General features: G+C 53.7%; 16 protein-coding genes. 8 read left to right on the top strand and 8 right to left on the bottom strand.

Going from position 1 to position 23730, the window contains the following annotated elements; all coding sequences use genetic code 11:
• Positions 1–97 precede the first annotated feature (97 nt).
• The 4 genes from MTP40_RS02140 to MTP40_RS02155 all read left to right on the top strand — a co-directional run bounded on the left by MTP40_RS02140 (position 98) and on the right by MTP40_RS02155 (position 7381).
• Complete coding sequence (locus MTP40_RS02140; RefSeq protein WP_249259735.1) at positions 98–1882, top strand: NTP transferase domain-containing protein; 1785 nt, start codon at positions 98–100, stop codon at positions 1880–1882.
• Positions 1875–2594, top strand: coding sequence for an NTP transferase domain-containing protein (locus tag MTP40_RS02145; protein ID WP_249257266.1), 720 nt, complete (start codon positions 1875–1877; stop codon positions 2592–2594). Before MTP40_RS02140 ends, MTP40_RS02145 begins: the two co-directional genes overlap by 8 nt.
• Entirely contained in the window at positions 2595–4121 is a 1527-nt protein-coding gene (locus MTP40_RS02150) for a BCCT family transporter (RefSeq protein ID WP_249259736.1), read from the top strand.
• Positions 4122–5272: 1151 nt separating this feature from the next.
• Positions 5273–7381 carry an AraC family transcriptional regulator gene (locus MTP40_RS02155; RefSeq protein ID WP_249259737.1) on the top strand — a complete coding sequence of 703 codons (2109 nt, stop codon included), beginning with the start codon at positions 5273–5275 and terminating at the stop codon, positions 7379–7381.
• 72 nt (positions 7382–7453) lie between these two features.
• Here MTP40_RS02155 and MTP40_RS02160 read toward each other — a convergent pair whose 3' ends face one another.
• The 4 genes from MTP40_RS02160 to MTP40_RS02175 all read right to left on the bottom strand — a co-directional run bounded on the left by MTP40_RS02160 (position 7454) and on the right by MTP40_RS02175 (position 13746).
• Positions 7454–10162, bottom strand: coding sequence for an MGH1-like glycoside hydrolase domain-containing protein (locus MTP40_RS02160; protein ID WP_249259738.1), 2709 nt, complete (start codon positions 10160–10162; stop codon positions 7454–7456).
• A 17-nt stretch (positions 10163–10179) separates the two neighbouring features.
• A complete protein-coding gene (locus MTP40_RS02165; protein ID WP_242700934.1) occupies positions 10180–11088 on the bottom strand; it encodes a carbohydrate ABC transporter permease in 909 nt (302 codons plus the stop codon).
• Complete coding sequence (locus MTP40_RS02170) at positions 11088–12044, bottom strand: ABC transporter permease (protein WP_098923384.1); 957 nt, start codon at positions 12042–12044, stop codon at positions 11088–11090. Before MTP40_RS02170 ends, MTP40_RS02165 begins: the two co-directional genes overlap by 1 nt.
• Before the next feature lie 115 nt (positions 12045–12159).
• Positions 12160–13746, bottom strand: coding sequence for an extracellular solute-binding protein (locus MTP40_RS02175; protein ID WP_249259739.1), 1587 nt, complete (start codon positions 13744–13746; stop codon positions 12160–12162).
• A gap of 345 nt (positions 13747–14091) precedes the next feature.
• Between MTP40_RS02175 and MTP40_RS02180 the strand changes: the two genes are divergently transcribed.
• Positions 14092–15393, top strand: coding sequence for a Gfo/Idh/MocA family protein (locus MTP40_RS02180; protein WP_249259740.1), 1302 nt, complete (start codon positions 14092–14094; stop codon positions 15391–15393).
• Between the two features lie 69 nt (positions 15394–15462).
• Here MTP40_RS02180 and MTP40_RS02185 read toward each other — a convergent pair whose 3' ends face one another.
• Both MTP40_RS02185 and MTP40_RS02190 read right to left on the bottom strand, forming a co-directional pair.
• Entirely contained in the window at positions 15463–16419 is a 957-nt protein-coding gene (locus MTP40_RS02185) for a glycerophosphodiester phosphodiesterase (RefSeq protein ID WP_249259741.1), read from the bottom strand.
• A 32-nt stretch (positions 16420–16451) separates the two neighbouring features.
• Positions 16452–17885, bottom strand: a complete 1434-nt coding sequence (locus tag MTP40_RS02190) for a 6-phospho-beta-glucosidase (RefSeq protein WP_249259742.1) — start codon at positions 17883–17885, stop codon at positions 16452–16454.
• Between the two features lie 311 nt (positions 17886–18196).
• Between MTP40_RS02190 and MTP40_RS02195 the strand changes: the two genes are divergently transcribed.
• A complete protein-coding gene (locus MTP40_RS02195; protein WP_249259743.1) occupies positions 18197–19066 on the top strand; it encodes a phosphoribosylaminoimidazolesuccinocarboxamide synthase in 870 nt (289 codons plus the stop codon).
• 154 nt (positions 19067–19220) lie between these two features.
• Here MTP40_RS02195 and MTP40_RS02200 read toward each other — a convergent pair whose 3' ends face one another.
• Together MTP40_RS02200 and serC are read right to left on the bottom strand one after the other, a co-directional pair.
• On the bottom strand, positions 19221–20381 hold the full coding sequence (locus tag MTP40_RS02200) for a phosphoglycerate dehydrogenase (protein ID WP_156062113.1): 1161 nt from the start codon (positions 20379–20381) through the stop codon (positions 19221–19223).
• A gap of 24 nt (positions 20382–20405) precedes the next feature.
• The gene (gene serC, locus MTP40_RS02205) at positions 20406–21488 is read right to left on the bottom strand and encodes a 3-phosphoserine/phosphohydroxythreonine transaminase (RefSeq protein ID WP_249259744.1); all 1083 of its coding nucleotides are present in this window, start codon (positions 21486–21488) and stop codon (positions 20406–20408) included.
• Positions 21489–21803: 315 nt separating this feature from the next.
• On the opposite strand from serC, the gene MTP40_RS02210 reads away from it, so the two are divergent.
• Together MTP40_RS02210 and rlmD are read left to right on the top strand one after the other, a co-directional pair.
• Positions 21804–22226: a BlaI/MecI/CopY family transcriptional regulator gene (locus MTP40_RS02210; RefSeq protein ID WP_156062115.1), complete on the top strand. Its 423-nt coding sequence runs from the start codon at positions 21804–21806 to the stop codon at positions 22224–22226.
• A 333-nt stretch (positions 22227–22559) separates the two neighbouring features.
• Positions 22560–23726: a 23S rRNA (uracil(1939)-C(5))-methyltransferase RlmD gene (rlmD, locus tag MTP40_RS02215; RefSeq protein ID WP_249259745.1), complete on the top strand. Its 1167-nt coding sequence runs from the start codon at positions 22560–22562 to the stop codon at positions 23724–23726.
• Positions 23727–23730 lie beyond the last annotated feature (4 nt).

Here is a 23730-nt window from a genome sequence, read left to right on the forward strand (position 1 = left end):
TAGTACGACATAATCAAAAGAGCATCTTGAAGGCATTCTGTTTGCGAGAAGGATGTTTCTTGGTTTTGTGTTCACTAAACGCAATGGAGGAGTGTACATGAATAAACAAGAAAGCGATATTCTGAACGCTCTGCTACTTGAGCCGTTTATCAATCAGCGTGTTTTAGCGGAGGTTTCGGGTCATTCCTTGGGAGTAGTAAACCGTTCCCTCAAGGAACTCATTAAGGCAGGGTATCTGAACGAAGCAATCAGCCCCACAGCCAAGGCTGTGTCGGAGTACAAGAATAAGACTCCCAAACGAGCAATTATTCTGGCAGCCGGTTTTGGTATGCGGATGGTCCCCATCAACACAGAGATGCCCAAAGGCCTGTTGGAAGTCAATGGGGAGCCTTTGATTGAACGAATCATTAAGCAGCTTCACGAAGTGGGAATTCAGGAAATTTACGTTGTTGTGGGTTTCATGAAGGAAAAATATGAATACCTGATGGATGAATACGGCGTGGAACTGGTGGTCAACCCGGACTATGCCTCCAAGAATAATCTGCATTCGCTAAAACTGGTAAAAGAGCATTTGGAGAATGCATACATTGTTCCTTGCGACATCTGGTGTGACCGCAATCCGTTCCACCGCCATGAACTGTACTCTTGGTATATGGTCAGCGATCTTGTGGAGAATGAAAGCAATGTTCGTGTAAACCGCAAGATGGAACTGGTAACTGTACCAGAAAACGCTGGCGGCAATGCGATGGTCGGAATCAGCTACCTTATAAAAGAGGACGCTGATACAGTTTCCAATCGTATAGAGGAACTTTGCAAGAAGCCGCAGTATGATGGTTCGTTTTGGGAAGAAGCACTCTATAAGAAGGATCGCATGATCGTCGCAGCCCGAGTGGTGCATTCAGCTGATGTTGTGGAGATCAATACCTATGAGCAGCTCCGAGAAATCGACAGCGACTCCAACCAACTAAAAACGGATGCCATCCATCTAATTTGTGAGGCATTGTCTGCGAAACCGGAGGATATCACGGATATTACAGTCCTGAAAAAAGGCATGACCAATCGGTCCTTCCTGTTTACCTGTAAGGGCAAGAAGTACATTATGCGTATTCCGGGAGAGGGCACAGATCAACTTATCAATCGCCGTCAGGAAGCATCGGTATATCATGCCATTGCTGATAAAAACATCTGTGATGATATCGCCTATATTAACCCGGAGAATGGCTATAAGATCACAGAGTTTCTGGAGGGTGCCCATGTATGCGACCCTACCGATTGTGAAGAGGTCAAGAAGTGCATGAGCCGTCTGCGTGACTTCCATGCGATGAAGCTGAAAGTTGCGCATGAGTTTGATATTTTCGGACAGATGGAGTTCTACGAAACATTGTGGGATGGCACTCCTTCTGTTTACAAGGACTATGAGAAAACTAAGGCGAATGTCTGGTCTTTGAAGCCTTATATTGATGCACACGCAGGCGAAAAGATTTTGACGCATATTGACGCAGTACCGGATAACTTCCTGTTTGTCCAGAAAAATGGAAAAGAGGAGATTCGTCTGATTGACTGGGAGTATGCAGGTATGCAGGACCCTCATGTGGATATCGCAATGTTCTGTATTTACTCACTTTACAATAAGCGTCAGGTGGATCGCTTGATTGCAGCATATTTTACAGACGGTTGCGATGATGCGACACGGATCAAGATTTACTGCTACATCGCTGCCTGTGGACTGCTGTGGAGCAACTGGTGTGAGTATAAGCGGAATCTGGGCGTGGAATTTGGCGAGTATTCCCTGCGGCAGTATCGCTACGCAAAAGACTACTACAGAATCGTTCAGGACGAGCTGAAGAAATTAGAGGAAGGTGGAGTGCGGGAAAATGCCTAAAGTAGAAAGAGCCATTATTATGGCGGCAGGGCTGGGAAACCGGATGCACCCGGTCACGCTGACAACACCGAAGCCGCTGGTCAAAGTAAATGGCAAGCGGATGATCGATACGGTAATTGAGGGGCTGCACAAAAACGGCATTTCGGAGATATACATCGTGGTGGGCTATCTGAAAGAACAGTTCGCTCCGCTGGTGACAGAGTATCCCGGCGTTCGACTGATTGAAAACCCCTACTATGATACCTGCAATAATATCGCATCCCTGTATGTAGCAAGAGATCACATCGAGAATGCAATCATTCTGGACGGAGATCAAATTATCTATAACCCAGATATTCTGGCTCCGGAGTTTGAACGCTCCGGTTATAACAGCGTATGGACGGATGAGGAAACGGATGAGTGGCTGCAAACCGTAGAAGATGGCATCGTCACCTCCTGCAGTCGTACAGGCGGCAAAGGTGGCTGGCAGTTGTATAGTATTTCTCGCTGGACGGCTGAGGATGGAAAAAGACTAAAGCATCATCTGGAAGTTGAGTTTGAGCAGAAGCAGAATCGTCAGATTTACTGGGATGATGTGGCACTGTTCTGCTATCCGGAAGAATATCGGCTGGGAGTTCGTCCGATGAATAAGGACGATATTATCGAGGTGGACAACTTTAGTGAGTTGCTTGCCTTGGATTCCAGCTACAAAAAATACGAGGGGGAAGCATGAATGAACAAAAATAGAGAGCGTGGGAAAATTGATTGGATGATAACGCTGCTCCCACTGACCATTATCATTGCCCTGTGTATTCTGTTCTTCTTTGCACCGGAACAGTCCAATGCCGTGCTGAGCCAGATCCGGTTCTTTTTCGGAGATACCTTTGGTACCTATTATCTGGTGATCGGACTGGGTATTTTCATCCTGTCACTGTACATTGCGTGTTCGAAGTATGGGGACATTGTTCTGGGTGAACCCAACGAAAAGCCTCAGTATTCCTTCTTTGCATGGGGCTCCATGATGTTTACTTGCGGTCTTGCTGCGGATATCCTGTTTTACTCTTTTTCGGAATGGGTGCTGTATGCAACCGACCCCCATCTGGCAGAGATGGGCAGCATTCAGGACTGGGCAGGGGTATATCCCTTGTTCCATTGGAGCTTTATCCCGTGGGGCTTCTATCTGGTGCTGGCGGTAGCATTCGGCTTTATGCTGCACGTGAGAAAGAGAACCCGCCAGAAATACTCGGAAGCCTGCCGCCCGATTCTGGGCAAGCACACCGATGGCTGGGCAGGTCGCATCATTGACCTGCTGGCGGTGTTCGCTTTGCTGGCGGGTACAGCCACTACTTTCAGCGTAGCAACACCGCTGATGGCAACCATCATCGGAGAGCTATTCCATGTTGCTGTGAGTCGCACGGTCATCAATATTATCATCCTGTTGATCACTTGCACCGTGTATACTTACTCTTTGCTGCATGGCTTCAAGGGTATCAGCAAATTGGCCAATGTCTGCATCTATCTTTTCTTTGGGTTGCTTGCCTTTGTCCTCCTGTTTGGCGGCGAGACCCGGTATATTATCGAAACAGGTTTTTCCTCGCTGGGACGGATGATGCAGAATTTCATCGACCTTTCCACCTTTACCGACCCGCTGCGTACCTCCAACTTCCCCCAAAACTGGACCATTTATTACTGGGCCTACTGGATGGTTTGGTGTGTGGCTGCGCCGTTCTTCATTGGCAGCATTTCCCGTGGCAGAACGGTACGCCAGACGATTCTGGGCGGCTATGTGTTTGGCGTGGGCTCTACACTGACCAGCTTCATTGTGCTGGGTAACTACTCCATGGGACTGCAGATGACTGACAAGGCGGATTTTATCGCCAAGTATCTGGACAGCGGCGATATGTACGGTATGATCGTGGATATGATCAAAACTATGCCGGGTGCACCGGTCGTTATGGTGGCTGTTCTGATTACGATGATCGCCTTCTACGCAACATCCTTTGATTCTATCGCACTGACGGCATCCTGCTACAGCTACCACACCCTCAAGGATGATGAACAGCCCAATAAGGGCATCCAGTTGATGTGGTGCATCCTGCTGATTCTGTTGCCCATTGCATTGCTGTTTGCCGAAAGTTCCATGAACAACCTGCAATCGGTAAGCATCGTGGCGGCATTCCCGATTGGTGTTGTTATAGTAATGATTACAGTTAGCTTTTTGAAGGACGCAAAGAACTATATGGCCGAATCTACGCAGTAAGTGGTAGGTAACACAGCAATATGCCTAAGCTGTGAAGAATATAGTTGATTGAACAATGAGATAGTGCCTATACTGTAGAGCAAATCAAAGCTGTTGTTGCGCCGATGCTGGCGGGATAAGCATTATGTTACTGGATGAAGAGCGTGGCTATCTTTTTCCACAGATTACATAGACTTGGAGGTATAATCCTACAACTGGAGCTAAAGGAAGTAAGACCGACTTCAATGCATACTGACAAAGCAACAGGAAGAAGGGTACTGCCAAGACAGTCGCTAGATCAAGGAGCTGAAGAATCTGCTGGCCAAAGGCTTGAGTGCAGATGAAATCCTCGCAAAACTGAAATATCCATATCTGGGCGGAACTGCTCAAAAAATAGTGTAACCTACTATGGAAAACTGTTCCATATCGAATGATATTTCTGACCTCTCCCCGTACCCACCTTCAAACTCACTCCGGCGAAATTTCAATGGGCGCAGCATCCGGAAACGGGGCAGGGAAGCCACCCGAGATCATTCTTCCTGTTGCAGCAAACCGTGCAGTTTCCATCTATCCGAAATTATGGATCCTGAACTCTCGTTTATCATGGCTAATGAAAAAAAGTCCCGATTATAGTTCCGCAAAAAAGTGCGACAAAATGCGACAACTCGAAAATGCATGAGGGGCTGCTACAGGGCGGAGTAACGCAAAAAATGCCGTAAAATCGTGTGTTTCGTAACAGCTCGGAGCACAAAAGTCCATCAAAGTAAGCTTTTTAATCAGAGGGCCAGGGATTCGAGTTCCCTCAGACAATCAGGCCCCGGGTGGTGGCTTTGAACGACAACACGGTTTGCGGAGCAAAGTGATTGACCATCTGATAGAGATTTTCAAGCATTGAAAATCATGGTGATAAAGTGGATTTTTGTTACAAATCAATAAAAATGTTGAGGAAAAAATCCTTCTGTGGTAAAATAATTAAAAAGATGCTGCGAAATCGCGGAGGGAGGATCTGTGCTGTATGCACCAGCTCCATAAACGCCTTACAGGTGCAGCCAACAGTTCCATAGAAATCATCATTGCTTGGAGTTTTGCAGATGCGTAAGAGACTGTTTGTTAGAAACTGGATCCGAAGGCTTTTAAGGTATCTTTGTATTCCGGTTGGGTTCTTCCTGGTCGTGTTTCCTCTGTATAGCCTGATGATCCGCCAGACGATCCAGGCGCAGTCCTCCAGCGCGATGGAAATGCTGGCAATCGGCACCACCCAGTTGGAGCGATGCCTGAGCAACATCCGCAGTACAACGAACAAATTGTTCAGCGAAACGGAGTATACTCTGCTTGTCAGCAGTTATGATAACAGTATTCTGGGAGATTATCAGACACTGACGAGAGCCAGCAAATCGTTACAGGATAAGACCTACGATTCCTCTGTGATCACATACAGCTATATTACATTTGAGCGGAATGGCATCATATTGGATGACCGGAGCGCGTATGAAAGCCATAGCAATTTTTACCCGGGAGCACTTGAGTATGAGGATGTGTCTCAGGATGAATGGGATGCACAGAATCAGATCGATGTAACGACGATAAAGCCCGCCCATGTTGTCAAACTGATGCATTCCAGCTATGGCAATTCGTATGTCACAGTATATCAGCCCTATGTGAACACGGCGGGCCGCCTTTGCGGCGCAATGACGGTGCTGATCAAGGAAAAAGATGTCGTTTCGATGTTTCTTTCGCAGCAGCAATGGCGCAAGGAAGGCCTTTTTTGCCTGATTTCCGATGACGGAACGATCCTGGCGGGAAATAACTATGACGGAACGACACTTTCCCTGGCGAGTGATGATACGGGTTGGGAGACCTATCAGGGAAAACGCTATCTGATGGCAACGCGATATGTGGCATCTCTGAATGCAACGGCGGTCATTGGAATGCCGCCGTCGCTCTATGAAGCGGGTCTGTTGGCGGTACAGCGTGCAATTTGTCTGTATCTGATCGTGGGCGTTCTGGGCTGTGTATTGATCAGCGTCTGCATGACACTGGAGGACATGAACAGCCTGCGTCCGATGCTGGATACGCTGGACGAGTCGGATCTGGCATCGCGGAAAGTGCTGAATGAGATCTTTCTCCGAAATGTGAACAGTCAGCATAAACTGGCACAGGAACTGGAGCATTCACGCAGCGAGCTGGAACATGGCAAAATGGAAATTTTGCTGCGTACAGGATCTGTAAGTCAGGAAACCCTTCAGCAGCTGACGGATGCGGTGCAGCTGAAAGCCTATAACTTCCTGCTGCTGATCCCATCTCTTCAGGAAAACGCCGAGTGCTCACTGAAAGAAGAGCTGCGTACTGTGGTGGTGTCAGAGCAGATCCGTCAAATTTACGGGCAGAGATTTTATGTACAGGCAACGGCAGATGACCTGATCCTGGTGATCCTGACGCAGGAAACGGATGAAGCAGAGGAACTGCGGGAGATGTGTTTCCGCACAGAGCGGCTGTATGATGCGCTGCATTTGACGACCCCCCTGATATTGAGCGATCCTTTTGAGAAAATGGAGCAGTTGTCAGATATTTACTGGAAGGCCCGCAACGTAGCGGCCTATGCAGATCCGACACAGAAGATCTGCTATTTGGGGAACAGCAGTGCGCAGCGCGGTACCACGGTCAATGCAACCAATGCAGCGCGGCTTCGGGAGTATCTGCTTTCCGGATGTACGGAAGAGGCGGTTTCGCTTCTGAGTGAACTGTTCTCGGTGGATAATCTGGACCCGGAAAACTTTAAGCAGGATTTTTACACGGCAGGCGGCATTCTGCTGAACACGGCAGAAAGGGTACGCTGTCCGGATATCGCCTATCTGTGCAGTTATGACTCAAAACTGACTGCCCGCCAGATGCTGAGCCGGCTGCAGGACTGCTGTGTGGAGATCTGCAGCCATGTGCAATTCTTGAAGCATAGCCACAATGATGCGCTTCAAAAGAATATTCTGGACTGGCTGGCACAGAATTTCCAGAATCCGGAGATCAATGCGGCGATGACGGCAGAGCAGTTCAAGATCTCGAAAAAGTATCTTTCGCAATTCCTGAAGGAGCAAACCGGAAAGAGCTATACAGAGTATGTGGAAGAATTGCGTCTGGATCATGCGATGCAGCTGCTGAGAACGACAGATCTGAATATTACGGATATTGCAGAACAGTGCGGCTTCTCCACAGCGAATACATTCTATAAGGCATTCCGGCGGAAGTATCAGCTCTCGCCTTCTGCAGTTCGCAAAGGAGACAACTGATTTCAGCGCAGAAAAAACGAACGATGTCATCCGATTCGGACAGACATCGTTCGTTTCTTTTTACAGGTGGATTCAGGGATGGATGCTTATGGTAACAGTGCAGGGAGCATCCAATGCAAAGGTCAGCTCAAGCAGCCCATCATGGCGTGTGGTCACGGTGCAGGGAACAGAGGCTGTAACAGCCTTGGAGCCCGGCTGCAGAACAACCAGAACCGTGCTGCGGCCCGTTGCAGTAAAATCCAGCGTGGCATTTAAGGTGCTGTTGTCCGGTGCCCAATCCGTATGCCGGACAAAGGTATCAAAACCGGTCGTGAGGGTGCCGGGGCGGTAGTAAGCGGAAAACCACTGTACAATGGGAGAAGAAAGCCCGCTGAACTGATGCCAGCCGGCACCACGGCGGCTTTCGATCATAAAGTGTTCAAAACAACAGTAGCTTTCGGCACACTCGTTCTGCCACAGGGTAAGAGCGGTGTCGGCAATGCGGTAAGCAAAATCGGCAAGGCCCGCATCCAGTGCAGATTTGAAGAACATCCACTGATAAGGCATCCATACAGCGCCGTTCCAGTAGCCGTCACGCCGATAGTACGGCGCACTCTGATCCACGGTAGAAAGGCCGCAGGCACACCACAGGTGTTCCGGGCTCTGCAGCTTCTGCCACAGAAGTTCCTTCTGCGGTTCTGTACAGGCACCTGCAAACAACGGCGAAGCGCCATCCATGCCCATATCGTAGTTCAAACCCTGCTCGGTGCGCAGAATATCTGCAGCATCACCAGAAGGATCGTGCAGGAGGTACCCGAAGTAACCGCTTTCATCGTCCCATGCAGTCTGCAGGGAACGCCCCAAGCGAAGCGCATCGGCATCAAAAGCATCTGCGTCGGCTGTCTCGCCCAGCAGGCGGGCGGTGTACGCCAGGATCTTGGCACAGCGTATCGCATGGGCAGTTGTGACCACGGGCGCGCAGCTGGCCTGCAAACGGCGGCGACGGACCTCCTGCTGTGGGGGATAATCGTCCCATCCACCAGAATTATAGAAATAATCCCAGGGACGCAGCAGGCCGCTGTGCAGGTTGGCGGTAGTGGAGCCGCCTTCCTGCCCGGTGAAGAAGCGGTAGTACAGCTTTAGGCGTGGATAGCAGTAGGCGGCAAGTTCTCTGCTGCTGGTGCGATTCAACAGCTCGGCATACAGATAAAACTGCGTTGGCACCATGGAGCCATGGTGCAAAAAAGCAGCATCCACAGAATCCGGGGGCATCAGGTAGGTGTTCAGGCAGTCAAAGGCATTGCGCAGGCTGGTCTGAGCCAGGCCCATTCCAATGAATCCGGAATCCCATGTGTAGACACAGTCCCACCAGCGTCCAGGAGTGTAGTGGCGGATATACTGTCCCCGCGTGTACACCGGATACACAACGTTGGTGCAGAGAACAGCATTCATCAACTGTTGGCCCAAGGCAAGCGATTCGGCAGCCGGTAGAGCGGATGGTGCTGCAAGGGAGGCAGAAGCCTGCTGCCATACATGCTCCCAATCGCTGCGTTGAGCCAGCAGCTCATGGCAGCGCAGCGTGGCGGCAGAAGCATCCGGAGCAGCACAGACCGCTCCATAGATCACTTTTGTCTGTCCTGCCTCCAAGGGGATCGGCCCCATAAAGAGATTGACGTAATGCCCTTTTCCGTTGCCGCACAGCGTGGCATTTACATGGTCGTGTACGGTGTCACGCAGAAAGATATCCAGCTCATCGTTTTCGATCGTGCGAATATGAGTGGTGATATCATCCCACAGGATCCCGTAGCACTCCTGAATGTGGGGATACTGCAGGGTCAGATAGTTCTCATCTGCGGCGGGCTCGGCCTGAGGCCGGGAGCCATCTCCACGCAGGGTAACGGTAAAGTTACCAGCGTCCGCTTGCTCGCACAGAGCGAGACAATCCAGCTTCGCCCCTCCAACACCGGCAGCAGTCAGGGTCAGAGTGAATTCCCCGGCGGGAATGGTGGAAGCATTCAGCGGCAGGATGGCAATAGAAGGCTTCTGACAGGGCGGCAGCCGCAGCGTGTCCTGACCATTGACATCGTACTCGGAACTCTCATCTGCCGGATTCCAATACCGTACACAGAGACAGGGGGTATGCAGGGGCGCGGTAAGGGAAAGCGTAAAGGTAACGGTGTCCCCTTTTCCGCTGGGCATGACCTGCCCAAAAGGTCCTTTGCCTTCGGAACAGCCGAACCCCGTGCCAATGCCGTATCCCTGACCGAAGCCGGGAACGGCTTCTTCGCCCCGGCGCAGACCATCCCAGGTCAGGCATTCATTGGGACGGTGGATGGAAAAATCCAGGGTGTCATAATCCTTTGCCCAGACAAAGGCCGCGTTTTCCGGCAGGGATACCTCACAGCCCGGCAGGGAGAAGCCGCGGTAGGAAGGAACGGGATCCCAGGCGGATGCCATATAATGAAGCACCAGATTCTGCGGAGCATCTGTATTGTTGTGGAGCTCGGCACGGATCAACCGGGCATCCTCCCCCAAGGGAGCAAAAGAGATGTCTGCATACAGCTGATCCTTCCACAGGAGCTCGTGGCGGAACGTGTAGCAGCTCAGATCCGGAGCCGCAGCCCAGGGGTGAAAGCCGCTCTCAAACCGTACATTGGGCACATCGACCCGGCGGCGATACATTCCCGGAAAAACGGACAGGTCAAATCGAACGCCATCGTTGGCCGCAGGAACATGGGAAATGCCGCTGTATCGTTTGGTGTAGGGGCCCCACGCAGGCAAGGAAAGATCATGTGATTGCATGGTGTGGTATCCTCCCATCAGCCCTTGACCGCGCCAATGGTAACACCGGCAACAAAGTACTTCTGCAGGAACGGATACAGGCACATGATCGGCAGGGTGGAAACCACCATGGTGGCATATTTCAGACCATCGCCGATGACCTCGACATCACCGGTGGAACCGGCCATGTTGCCGATGTCGCTTTGGATCAGGACCTCGCGCAGGATCATCTGCAAAGGGTACAGAGAACGATCCCGAATGTACAGCAATGCCGGGAACCAGCTGTTCCACTGCGCAACGCCGTAGAACAGCGCCATAACGGCGAACACTGCACCGGAAAGCGGAAGAACAATGCGGAAGAAGGTCGTGATATCGTTACAGCCGTCTAAGGCTGCGGCCTCGATCAGCTCATTCGGGATGGTGTTTTCAAAGAAGGTGCGCATGATGATCATGTTATAGGTACTGATGGCGGAAGGCAGCACCAGCGCCCAGATCTTATTCAGCATGCCCAGCTTCTGAATGATCAGGTAAGTGGGGATCATGCCGCCGTTGAAAAACATGGTAAAGATGAAAAGGCTGATAAAGATATTGCGACCGAACAGATCCTTGCGAGACAGGGGGTAGGCGGCGCAGGCGGTAAGGGTCACGCTGATCAGGGTGCCCAGCACGGTATACAGGATCGTGTTCAGATAACCCTTCCAGATGCTGGCATCCTTCAGAACCTTCTCATACATGGAGGTCGTAAAGCCTTTGGGCCAGAAGGAAACATTGCCTGTCAGCAGCTGCATGGGATCACTGAACGAGCCGCTGATGATGTGCAGAAGCGGCAGAATGATGGTTGCGCTGATCAGAATCAGCAGCAGATACACAACAATGGTATAGATTCGTTCCCCGATGCTTTCCTTCACTTTCGTGGGGTGATTCATCGCATCAATATTCTTTTTCATCACCACAGGCTCACCTCACTGATCTTTTTGCTGAACTTGTTGAACAGCATGATAATGGTAAAATTGATCACAGAATTGAACAGGCCCACAGCCGCGGAGAAGCTGTAATCGCCGCTCTCAAAGGCACGGCGGTAAACGTAAGTGGAGATCACATCGGCAGTCTCATAGGTTGCAGGGTTGTACATCAGCATGATCTTTTCATAGCCGACCGAGAAAATAGAGCCCATGCGGAGGATCAGCATGATGATGATCGTGGGCAGCAGGCCGGGCAGCGTGATGTGGATCAGCTTGTCCCATTTGGAAGCACCGTCAACGGTGGCGGCCTCGTAGAGAGAGGGGTCGATGCCGGTCAGTGCCGCCATGTACACAATGGAACCGTAGCCGGCGCTTTGCCAGATGTCAGAAAGAACATAGATCGTCTTGAAGTACTTGGGCTCGGCCATAAAGTGGATTGGCGTACCGCCAAAGGCGGTGATCAGCTGGTTGATCAGGCCGCTGGAAGGAGAAAGCAGGGCACTCAGAATACTGACAACGACCACAGCGGAGATGAAGTGGGGCAGATACACCACGGTCTGTACGCTGCGTTTGAAGAATTTACCGCGGACTTCGTTGATCAGCAGAGCCAGAATGATGGGAATGGGAAAGCCCACAATAATTGAATACAGGCTGATGCCAAGTGTGTTTTTGATCAGACGGCCAAAATACTCGGATTTAAAGAACTGGGTGAAATATTTGAAGCCGACCCACTTGCTGCCCGTGATGCCCAGTACGGGAGAGAAATCACGGAAAGCGATCTGCGCGCCGTACATGGGCGCGTACATGAACACGATATACCAGATCAGGGCGGGCAGCAGCATCAAAAGCAGATAGCGGCTGCGCCAGAACTTTTTGCAGGCATGATCAAGGCGATTCGCTGTTGGCAGTGTGATCGGTTTTGCTGCGGTGGCAGTTTTCATGGTGGTATTCTCCTGTTTTCGTTCTGAAGAACCCAGGAAAAAATAGGCCGGGAACAGGGTGTTCCTGCCCCGGCCGTTATTTTACTGGATCAAAAAATAGTTGCCTGCTGAGGCATCAGCCATTCAGAGTTTTCTGGTAGATATCGATGACCTCTGCAATGCCCATGCCATTGACCTTTTCAACGTAGGTGTCCCAGTTGGACAGCGGCTCACGGCCGGAAACAAACTTGATGATCATCTCGTCAACGTAAGTATCCACGTCTGCCATCACTGCACGACGGACGGCATCATCCTCAGAGGAGAAGGAGGTGGAGCCGGGAATGACGTACTTCTTGGATTCTTCCAGGAAGGGAATGATGCAGTCCTGCTTTGCGCGGTTGACAGAATCATCATCCAGCTGCGTGACCTCGTCCTGGCTCAGAATGAACGGGCCGGAGCTCTGTGCAAAGGTGAAGGTGCCGATCGCATTCTTGGGAGACAGGCCGTCAGGGTTCTTCATTACATAATCGGTGAAGATCGGCTTGCCGTTCTCCATGGTGTAGTGAGTGCCCTCAATACCCATGTTGATCAGCAGGGTGCCCTCTTCGCTGTACATGTAATCCAGCAGAGCGACCACGCGGTCAACGTTCTTGCAGCTTGCGGTGATGGTAGCCGCTGCGACTGCACGGGGCTCCTGATCGATATAGGAGTGGATCTGTGCATCGCCCTTGGGGGGCACGGTTGCTTCCACATGGAAGCCGGGGAAGGAAGCAGGCATGGTGGCGTTCTGTGCAGCCAGCATACCGCCCAGCGGGCCGTAGAAGGAAGCCACCGCGTTCTGGGCCAGCTTCGGCACGAAGGAAGCGTAGTCCATGGTGATGATCTCGGGATCAATATAGCCCTTCTCATACATATCGTGCATCCAGGTCACAGCCTTTTTATACTTGGGGTCAATGGGGCCGTAGTGGACCTTGCCGCCATCGTCCGGATCGGTATAAAAATCATCCAGGCAGCCGAATGCGGTGCAGAAATTCCGCAGGCCATCCATGTTGTAGGAGCTGAAGGGGATCTCATCGTTGGTGCCGTTGCCGTTCAGGTCGGTGGTCTTGACCAGATGCCAGTAGTTCTCCCAGTCCTCCAGGGTCACGGGGCTTTCGATGCCCAGCTTTTCCAGCCAGTCGGTGCGGACGATGTAGGGCATATTGCCGGAGACCTTCTCATCCAGCATGGGCATATAATAAATATTGCCGTCGCTGTAAGTCAGTGCTTTTTCGACACCGTCCCGCTTGTCGATCTCCTTCTTCAGGTTGGGCATGTTGTTCTCGATGTAATCGTTCAGGGACAGGATCACGCCGGACTCGCCGTATTTCAGCACCTCGGTGGTGGGCATATCCATAATGATATCCGGCAGCTGTGCATCCATCATCACGAGATTCAGGCGCTCGTTGTAATTGTCCTGCGGGGGGTTATCAAATTCAAAATCCATATTGAATTTTTCGCCCAGGACCTTCCAGACATCCATCTGCTCGGCAGCAACCTCGTTTGCGGCCTTGGATTTCAGGATGCGCACGGTGATGCGCTCGTTGGAAGCAGCTGCTCCGGAACCGGCAGCAGAAGAAGCAGTCGTAGAGGAAGAGCTGCCACAGCCCTCCAGAACACCCAATGCCAGAGAAGCAACCATAGCGCTGCATACGGCGCGTCTGCTGATTTTTCTTTCTTTCATAAAATCTTTTCCTCCTTGATTTATGGAATGGGACGGGGAAGATCCCCGTGCTTCCATAACCTCCGTTCAGCTCGTACGCTGCCGACCAGTGGTTTTTCCTTACTCAGAAGCATAGCATGTTCTTTTTGAAATTGCAACATTTTTTGATACAAAACGCACAAAAGATTTTCTCATTTTTGAGCGTGATTGTTGCACAATATCCACAAAGATGCGATTATTCTTCCTTTCGTCATGGTGCGGGATGAAATGTCATGCTCCTTCACCTTGACGATTCTGGCACAAAAAGATATGCTGAAAACAAAATTGGAATCGGAGATCCATTCAAAAGAAAGGAAGAGAGAAACTATGAGTAAGCAAATCACAGCCATCATCGTGGGCGCGGGCCATCGGGCGATCCTGTACAGCCTGTATGCGCTGGAACACCCGGACGAGCTGAAGATCGTGGGCGTAGCAGATCCGGATCCGATCCGGCGGAAAAAGGTTGCGGAGATGCATGGCTTCGGGGAGGAGATGTGCTTCAAGAACGCTGAGGAGCTGGCAGAAAGGCCCAAGCTGGCAGACGCGGTGATCAATGGAACCATGGACCGCCAGCATGTGCCCACTGCGGTTCCGCTCCTGCGCGCAGGATATGATATGCTGCTGGAAAAGCCCTTCGCGATCAGTGAGGAGGAAGTAAACTATTTATATAAGGTTGTAAAAGAGACCGGGCGGAAGGTGATGATCTGCCACGTTCTGCGGTATGCGCCCTTCTATGTCGCAATCAAGCAGAGACTGCTGAGCGGGGAGATCGGTGACATTATCAATATTCAGGCCACAGAACATGTCAGCTACCATCACCTGGCTGTCTCCTTTGTGCGCGGCAAATGGGGCAACGAGGAAAAATGCGGGGCTCCGATGCTGCTGGCAAAGTGCTGCCATGACATGGATCTCATTATGTGGCTGAAGAGCGGCGTTTCGCCCAAACAGATCGCAAGCTTTGGAAGTGACTTCCAGTTTGATCCTGCCAAAAAGCCCGCAGGGGCAGGCAAGCGCTGCCTGGTGGATTGCCAGTGCGAGGAGACTTGTCTGTACTCTGCTAAAAAGCATTATCTGGATCACCCGGATCGGTGGGCGTTTTATGTATGGGACTGCCTGGAGAATATTGAGAATCCGACGCTGGAGGACAAGCGTAAGTCGCTGATGACAGACAATATCCATGGACGCTGTGTGTGGGATTGTGAACATACGGTGGTGGATCATCAATCGGTGCTGATGAATTTTGCGGATGGTGCAACTGCGACCCTGAACATGATCGGCGGCGCAGCGAAGCCGGAGCGCAATATCCACATCATTGGTACGAAGGGTGAGATCAAGGGTGTGTTTGACGATTCTGTTTTCACTGTGCGCACCATAGATACCGCCAGCGAGAAGGGCTGGAACGAGGAAGTGGTAGACCTGAAGATCGGTGGAGATAAGAGCGGCATGACAGGCTCTCATGGCGGCGGCGACCTGCGGCTGGTGGAGGACTTTGTTCATGTGCTTCAGGGTGAGGAGCCTTCCATCTCCTGCACAACGATCAAAGATTCGATCAATGGGCATCTGGGGGTTTTCTGCGCAGAGCGTGCTCGCAAGGAGAGCGCCGTCATACCGATGCCAGACATCAGATAATGCAGTGCTGACATAGAAAACGTCCCCGTGCAGTTTTGATATCCTGCACGGGGACGTTTTGTGATCTTTTTATTTTCTCATTTCCGCATTCACCCATTCCCGCACGCGGTCAGGCCGGTTCGTGACGATGCAGTCAGGGCCAAGGGGCAGCAGGGAACGGACAGCGTCCTGGGTGTCCACGGTCCAGAACGCGGCCTGGATGCCCATGGCGTGGAGCTGGTTCACAAGATCGGGGTTGGAGTAGGCGGTGTGGTACTCGCAGCTGACGATGTCCACGGGGAAATCCAGCGTTTTGATGTAGGCAGCCACATCCGCCTGCTCCTCCAGATGGCCGATGACCTGCTCCACGGTCTCGCCGGGGAAGTTGGCGCGGAGCATATCGACCTTATCGGCCACAGTGCGGTAGATGAGATTATTCCGCAGGTCGATGCAGTTTTCCTCGCTGAAGGGCTCATCCATGCTGTTCACAAGGCCCAGATCCTTCCACACCACCGGCGGAGGCAGCACCATGCTGAGAAAAGCGCCGTAGGTCAGCGCACCTACCTTCAGCTCAGGCATCAGCTGCTTTGCCTGCCGCAGCTGGGAGTGGTGGAAGGAGATGAGGGTGAGCCGATCGGTGAGCCCGGCGGCGCGGACTGCATCCAGCACCCGGGGCACAAAGTCGGGGTCGTCCTCCAGTGGGCTTTTCAGTTCCAGCTGTACCTGCGTGCCCTCCATGCCGGCGCAGAGCTCCAGCGCTTCCTGCAGCGTGGCGATCCTCTCGTTGGCGTAGATGGCATCTTTCCAGCTGCCGAAATCCAGAGCCTTCAGCTCGCCCATGGTCAGGTCGTAGATCTGGCCGGAGATGTCGGTGTGCATGTCCACCATGTAGTCGTGGTGGATGACCAGCTCGTTGTCGTAGGTCTTCTGTACATCCATTTCCACGCCGTCCGCGCCAATCTCCATCGCCTTGCGGAAGGCGACCAGCGTGTTCTCAGGGGCCAGATAGGATGCACCGCGGTGCGCAATGATTTGGGGTGTCGTCATCTTGTGCTATGATTCCTTTCCTCACAGTTGGCTCAGGCCAGATCTTCGCCGTCGGAGGCGATGACCTTTTTATACCAGTAGAAGCTGTCCTTCCGGCTGCGGGCCAGCGTGCCCTTGCCCTCGTTGTCCTTGTCCACATAGATGAAACCGTACCGCTTCTTCATCTCGCCGGTGGAAGCACTGACCAGGTCGATGGGGCCCCAGGTGGTGTAGCCCAGCAGGGGCAGGCCATCCTCGTTGATGGCCTTTTCCATCTGCTCGATGTGGGCCCGCAGGTAGTCGATGCGGTAGGTGTCGTGGATGGAACCGTCTGCTTCCACCTTGTCCACCGCACCCAGACCGTTCTCCACGATGAAGAGCGGTTTCTGGTAGCAGTCATACAGGCTGTTCATGGTGATGCGCAGGCCCACCGGGTCGATGGCCCAGCCCCAATCGCTGGCCTTGAGGTAGGGGTTCTTGACGGCATCCATGATGGCATTGCCGCTGGCCTTGTTCATCAGTTCGGGGTCCACAGTGGTGCAGCGGCTGGAATAGTAGCTGAAGGAGATGAAGTCCACAGTGCCCTCTTTCAGCAGCTGCTCGTCGCCCGGCTCCGTCTGCAGGGCGATGCCTGCACGCTCCATCCGCTTTTTGGCCCAGACAGGGTATTCGCCGCGGGACTGGACATCAATGAAGAAGTAGTTGTCGCGGTCGGCCTCGGCAGCGGCCTGCACATCGGCAGGGGCGCAGGTGCGGGGGTAGAACTGACCGGCGGCCAGCATACAGCCCACCATGGCATCGGGCATGATGGCATGGGCCAGCTTGACGGCCTTTGCGCTGGCCACCAGCTCGTGGTGAGCGGCCTGATACTTGACCTGCTGTACATTCTCGCCGGGCGCAAAGAGCAGACCGGCTCCCATAAAGGGCATGTGGAGCAACATGTTGATCTCGTTGAAGGTCAGCCAGTACTTGACCTTGCCCCGGAAGCGCTGGAACAGCACCTCACAATAGTGGGCGTAGGCATCCACCATCCGGCGGTCTTTCCAGCCGCCATATTTTTTGATCAGGGCAATGGGGGTATCAAAGTGGCACAGGGTCACCAGCGGCTCAATGCCGTACTTGTGGCACTCATCAAAGAGCTCCTCATAGAAGCGCAGGCCCTCTTCGTTGGGCTGCGCGTCATCGCCGTTGGGCAGGATGCGGGTCCAGGCAATGGACAGGCGGTAGCAGCGGAAGCCCATCTCGGCAAAGAGCTTGATGTCCTCCTTGAAGTGGTGGTACATGTCAATGGCTTCGTGGGAGGGGTAGAAGTGGTCGGCATCGCAGTCCAGCATCTTCAGCTGGCCCAGCGCCACGGGGAAGCGGTCGGGGCCAAAGGGTACCACGTCCACACTGGACAGGCCGCGCCCGCCCTCGTTGTAAGCGCCCTCGCACTGGTTGGCGGCAGTGGCACCGCCCCACAAAAAGTCTTTCGGGAATTTGCCCATAGGTCTTACCTCCTGATGCAGTTGAATTCTGATACTTCAATGATACCATGTTCTGAGCCGCTGTCAACCGGGAAAGTACGACTTTAGCCGTCAATTCGACGAAAAATGTTGCTGATTTTTGACACTTTTCACGAAGAAATCGAAAATTGCGAGCGATTTTCCTTGGAATCTGTTTCTTCCAAACGGACAGTAAGTGTGATAGACTGAATAGGTAAACGGAAAACGGCTCACCCTGCCCTTCATTGCTCTGCAATGCCGGAGCGGGCGAGGACGTTGATGAAAGAGCTATCAGGAAAAATGGAGTGTTTGCTATGACTGAATTCAAGCCCATCAAGGAAGGCAAAGTCCGCGAGATCTATGACAATGGCGACAGCCTCATTATGGTTGCCACCGATCGTATCTCTGCATTTGATGTGATCCTGAAAAATAAAGTGACCAACAAGGGCAAGGTGCTGACCCAGATGAGCAGATTCTGGTTCGACTACACCAAGGATGTTCTGCCCAACCACATGCTGAGCGTGGATACCGCCGATATGCCCGAGTTCTTCCGCACGCCTGCCTTTGAGGGCCGGAGCATGAAGTGCCGCAAGCTGACCATGCTGCCCATCGAGTGCATCGTGCGCGGCTACATCACCGGCAGCGGCTGGGCCAGCTACCAGCAGAACGGCACCGTCTGCGGCATCCACCTGCCCGAGGGCCTGCAGGAATCCCAGCAGCTGCCCGAGCCCATCTACACTCCTTCCACCAAGGCTGAGATCGGCGATCACGATGAGAACATCAGCTACGAAAAGAGCATTGAGGTGCTGGAAAAGCAGTTCCCCGGCCATGGCGAGGACTACGCCACCAAGCTGCGGGATTACACCATTGCCCTGTACAAGAAGTGCGCCGCGTATGCCCTGAGCCGCGGCATCATCATTGCCGACACCAAGTTCGAGTTTGGTCTGGATGAGAACGGCAACGTGGTGCTGGGCGATGAGATGCTCACCCCCGATTCCAGCCGCTTCTGGCCGCTGGAGGGCTATGAGGCCGGCCACGGTCAGCCCTCTTTCGATAAGCAGTTCGTCCGCAACTGGCTCAAGGCCAATCCCGACAGCAACTACGATCTGCCTCAGGATGTCATCGACAAGACCATTGCCAAGTACGAGGAGGCTTATGAGCTCCTGACTGGCAAGAAGCTGTAAACACTCTGATCTTCTTTCTCCCCTCTGCTGTATAACGGCAGGGGGGATTTTTTGTGTCAACGGCTTCCCCCGGAGGGACGGCGGGGCGTTCCACATAAAAAATCCCCCCGCCCATGAACAGATGGGGCGAGGGGAAAGCTAAGGGTTGGCAGTGTTACAGGATGCGCACCCGGATAACGGCAGGGATGGCGGCCAGCTTCTCAGCCAGCCTGCCGTCCACGGCACCGGTTGCGTCCAGCATGGTGTAAGCCATGTTCTTTTTGCTCTTGTTCACCATGTTTTCAATGTTCAGGCCCGCTTCGGTGGTCAGGGCGGTGATCTGGCTGATCATGCCGGGCTCGTTCTTGTGGATGATGCAGATGCGCTTGCCGCCTGCACGGGGCTGATGCACCTCGGGCATGTTCACCGAGTGGGTGATGTTGCCGTTCTTGAGGTAATCGCTGATCTCCTGCACGGCCATTGCGGCACAGTTGTCCTCGGCCTCCGGCGTGGAAGCACCCAGATGCGGGGTGCAGACGATGCCGGGCTTGCCCAGAATGGCCTCAGTGGGGAAATCGGTCATATAGCCGGAGACCTTGCCCGTCTCCATGGCCTCCAGCAGGGCTGCGGTGTTCACCAGCTCACCGCGGGCGTAGTTCAGGATCTTCACGCCGTCCTTGCACAGGGCCAGGGTCTGGGCGTTGATGGTATCCTTGGTGGTGGGCAGGTAGGGAACATGGATGGTGATGTAGTCGCACAGAGGGAGCATGTCGTTCAGGTTCACGCAGTGGTGTACCTGGCTGGAAAGGTTCCAGGCGGCATCAATGGAGATGTAGGGATCGTAGCCGTAGACCTCCATGCCCAGCTCAATGGCGCAGTTGGCCACCCGGGAGCCGATGGCCCCCAGACCGATGACACCCAGCGTCTTGCCCTTGATCTCGTTGCCCACAAACTTTTTCTTGCCCTTTTCCACGGTCTTGGCCATGGCGGGGTCGCCGGTCAGGCCCTGGCACCACTGGGCGGCGGCGGCCACATTGCGGCTGCCTGCGATCAGCATCCCAATGACCAGCTCAGCCACGGCGTTGGCGTTGGCACCGGGGGTATTGAACACCACGATGCCCTGCTCCGAGCAGCGATCCAGCGGGATGTTATTCACGCCGGCACCGGCACGGGCGATGGCCAGCAGGTTGTCGTTGAAGGTGGTGTTCAGCAGGTCGGCGCTGCGCACCAGAATGCCATCGGGGGCATCGGTGCCCACCGAAACATCAAACAGGTTTTTGTTCAGCTTTGCCAGGCCCACCGGGCTGATGGCGTTCAGGGTCTTGATCGTAAACATACTTTCCTATCTCCTATACACAAATCAGGCATTTGCCTTGCGGAATTTCTCCATGAAGTCCACCAGCTTCTCTACACCTTCGGTGGGCATTGCATTATAAATGGAAGCGCGCATACCGCCCACCAGACGGTGGCCCTTCAGGTTGACAAAACCGGCTTCGGCGGCCTCGGCGCAGAACTTCTTGTCCATGTCAGGGTTGGGGCTGGTAAAGGTGACATTCATCGTGCTGCGGTAGCGGTGCTCCACAGGGTTGTGGAAGAACTCCTGACCGTCCAGATAATCGTACAGGATCTTGGCCTTGGCTTCGTTGATCTTCTGCATGTTTTCCAGGCCGCCGATGTCATTTTCCAGATACTTGAGCACCAGACCGGTCATGTAGATGCACCAGCAGGGGGGCGTGTTGTACATGCTGTCTTTAGCCAGCAGGGTGGTGTAGTTCATCATGGTGGGCACGGTGTCAGCGGCGTGGCCCAGCAGGTCGTCCCGGACAATGGCAATGGCCATGCCGGCGGGGGCTACGTTCTTCTGCACGCCAAAGTAGATGCAGCCGTACTTGTTCACGTCCACAGGTTTGGAGAGGATCATCGAGCTCATGTCCGCCACCAGCGGCACACCCTCCACCTGAGGTACCTCAACGTACTGGGTGCCGAAGATGGTGTTGTTCTGGCAGATGTGGATGTAGCTTGCGTCCTTGTCGTAGTCGATGGCGTTGACATCGGGGATGTAGGTGAAGTTCTTGTCCTTGCTGGAAGCAACGATCTTCACCTCGCCGAACTTGGCGGCCTCCTTGGCAGCCAGGTTCGAGAAATTGCCGGTGACCAGATAATCGGCCTTGCCGGTGGTCATAAAGTTCAGGGGCACCATGGCAAACTGCTGGGTGGCACCGCCCTGGAAGAAACCGACCTTGTAGTTGTCAGGGATGTTCATCACCCGGCGCAGGGTGGCTTCGGTTTCAGTGATGATGGCATCGAACCACTTGCTGCGGTGGCTCATCTCCATCACACTCTGGCCGGAATCGCCGTATTCCAGCAGCTCTGCCTGTGCCTGACGGAGCACCTTTTCCGGTAACATGCTGGGGCCTGCGCTGAAGTTGTATACTCGTGCCATATGGAACTCTCCCTTTCCTATCCGTACCGCCGCTCTCATCTGCGGCAGGTGTGTGCTTGATTTGTCCGTAGTATACCGGTTCCGGGGGTGCAAAAACAAGAGCATCTTTGCACAAAGATGGGGCTGCTCTGCCTGCCTTGAACGCACAAAACACACAACTGTCCTTGAATAAGGAACACTTTTTAAGACAAATATAAAAATATGCTGGTTTTACCGCATGGCTCCTTACTTTTACTGCTTGCCTGTTTGTGCTGAGTATGGTATAATCGTGTTGAAATAAGACAAATGTAAAAGCAAAAATCGGAGGTGAAACCGGTGTACGGACTTTCAGACAGACTGAAACCACTCTCTGCCGCCGAGGAGCAGGTGCTGCTGGCGGTCTGGGAATGCCCCGCCCCGGCCACCCGGCGGGATATCAGCGAAAAGCTGACCGCCACCGGCTGGGCTCCGGCCACGGTGCTCAACTTTTTGTACCGTCTGGAGGAAAAGGGCTGGGTCAAGGGGGGCAAGGCGGGGAGCCAGAACACCTATCTGCCCACGGTCACCCGCCGGGCCTACTGCGTTGCGGCCATGCGCCAGCGGATGGACACCCTGTTCGGCGGCAGCCTGCCCGAAGCGGTCCGCGCCCTTGCCAGTGAGAGCGGCGCTTCTCAAAGCCAGCTGGAACAGGCCATCCGGGTGCTGGAGGAGCAGCATCAGGAGGCAGAAGAATACGACCTGTACGATCCCTATGGGTGACGGAAAAACGAAAAAGCTCCCATTACGGGAGCTTTTTCGTTGCATTTGGTCGAAGGATGTGTTAAAATTAAATGCGAAAAGGTACTGCACATAACGGCAGGCGGTTAGCCCACACTTCCGGAAGGAGGTGAGAGCGATGCCTATTACTTTGACGTTCCATATTTTTGGACTGGTATTTACCATCAAGGTGAAAAGCGAAAACCGCCACCCTGGCCGGTGACGGTTTTCTAGTTAAACCTCAAACCTAAAAGGGCTAACCGCTTGTCGCAGTGCCTTTTCTATTTGTAGTATAGTGATTTTTTCTTGTTTTGTCAAGAGGCGGAAGGATATACGATGGAGTGCAGATTGAAAGCAAAAAAATGCGGCGGCTGTCCGATGCTGGGGCTGGATTATGCCGAGCAGCTCAAACAAAAAGAAGCTGCTGTCCGTAAGCTGGTGGGGAAATACGGCCCGGTGGCTCCCATCCGGGGCGCGGAAACCCCCTGCCATTACCGCAATAAGGTGATCTCTACCTTTGCAGCGGGCCCCGGCGGGAAACTGGTGTCCGGCATCTATGCGGCAGGCACGCATAAAGTGCTGCCTGTGGAAAGCTGCCTGCTGCAGGACGAAGTGCTGGACACCGTGATGCAGGCGGTGCGGGCGGCGGCCAGCACCTGCCGCTACCAGCCTTACAATGAGGACAAGGGCACCGGCCTGCTCCGCCACTGCCTGCTGCGGCGCGGCGTGGTGTCCGGGCAGGTGATGGTGGTATTGGTGACCGTCCAGCCGGTTCTGCCCGGGGCGAAAAACTTTGTCCGCGCTCTGCTGGCCGAAGCCGAGAAGCGCCATGTCCCCGTGACCACCGTGGTGCAGAACTACAACCCCCGCCGCACCAGCGTGGTGCTGGGCGAAGAAGAAAATGTGCTCTACGGCAAGGGATTCATTCTGGATACCCTCTGCGGCAAGACCTATGCCCTGAGCCCCCGGAGCTTCTACCAGATCAACCATGACCAAACCGAGGTGCTGTATGGTCTGGCCGTGGAAGCCGCCCGCCTGACTGGCAAAGAGGTGGTGCTGGATGCCTATTGCGGCATTGGCACCATCGGCCTGACCGCCAGCGGCAGGGCAAAGCAGGTGGTGGGCGTGGAGCTGAACCGGGACGCTGTCCGGGATGCCATCGGCAACGCAAGGCACAACGATGTGAAAAACGCCCGCTTCTTTGCCGCCGATGCCACCCAGTGGATCACAGAAGCGGCGGCCGCCGGGCAGAGAGCAGATGTCATTTTCATGGACCCGCCCCGCGAAGGCTCCACCCCCCAGTTCATCGAGAGCGTGGCCCGCATGGCCCCCAAACGGGTGGTCTATGTCAGCTGCAACCCCGAGACCATGGCCCGCGATCTTGCCCTCCTGACCGCCAAAGGCTACCGCGCCGAGGGCTTTACCCCTGTTGATCTCTTCCCCCAGACCGCCCATTGTGAGGTGGTCGGCGCGCTGACCAGATCACAGAAGTCCAAAGGGTGAAACA

Source organism: Faecalibacterium sp. IP-3-29 (genome assembly GCF_023347335.1).
In the GTDB taxonomy this organism is placed as follows: Bacteria; Bacillota; Clostridia; order Oscillospirales; family Ruminococcaceae; genus Faecalibacterium; species Faecalibacterium duncaniae.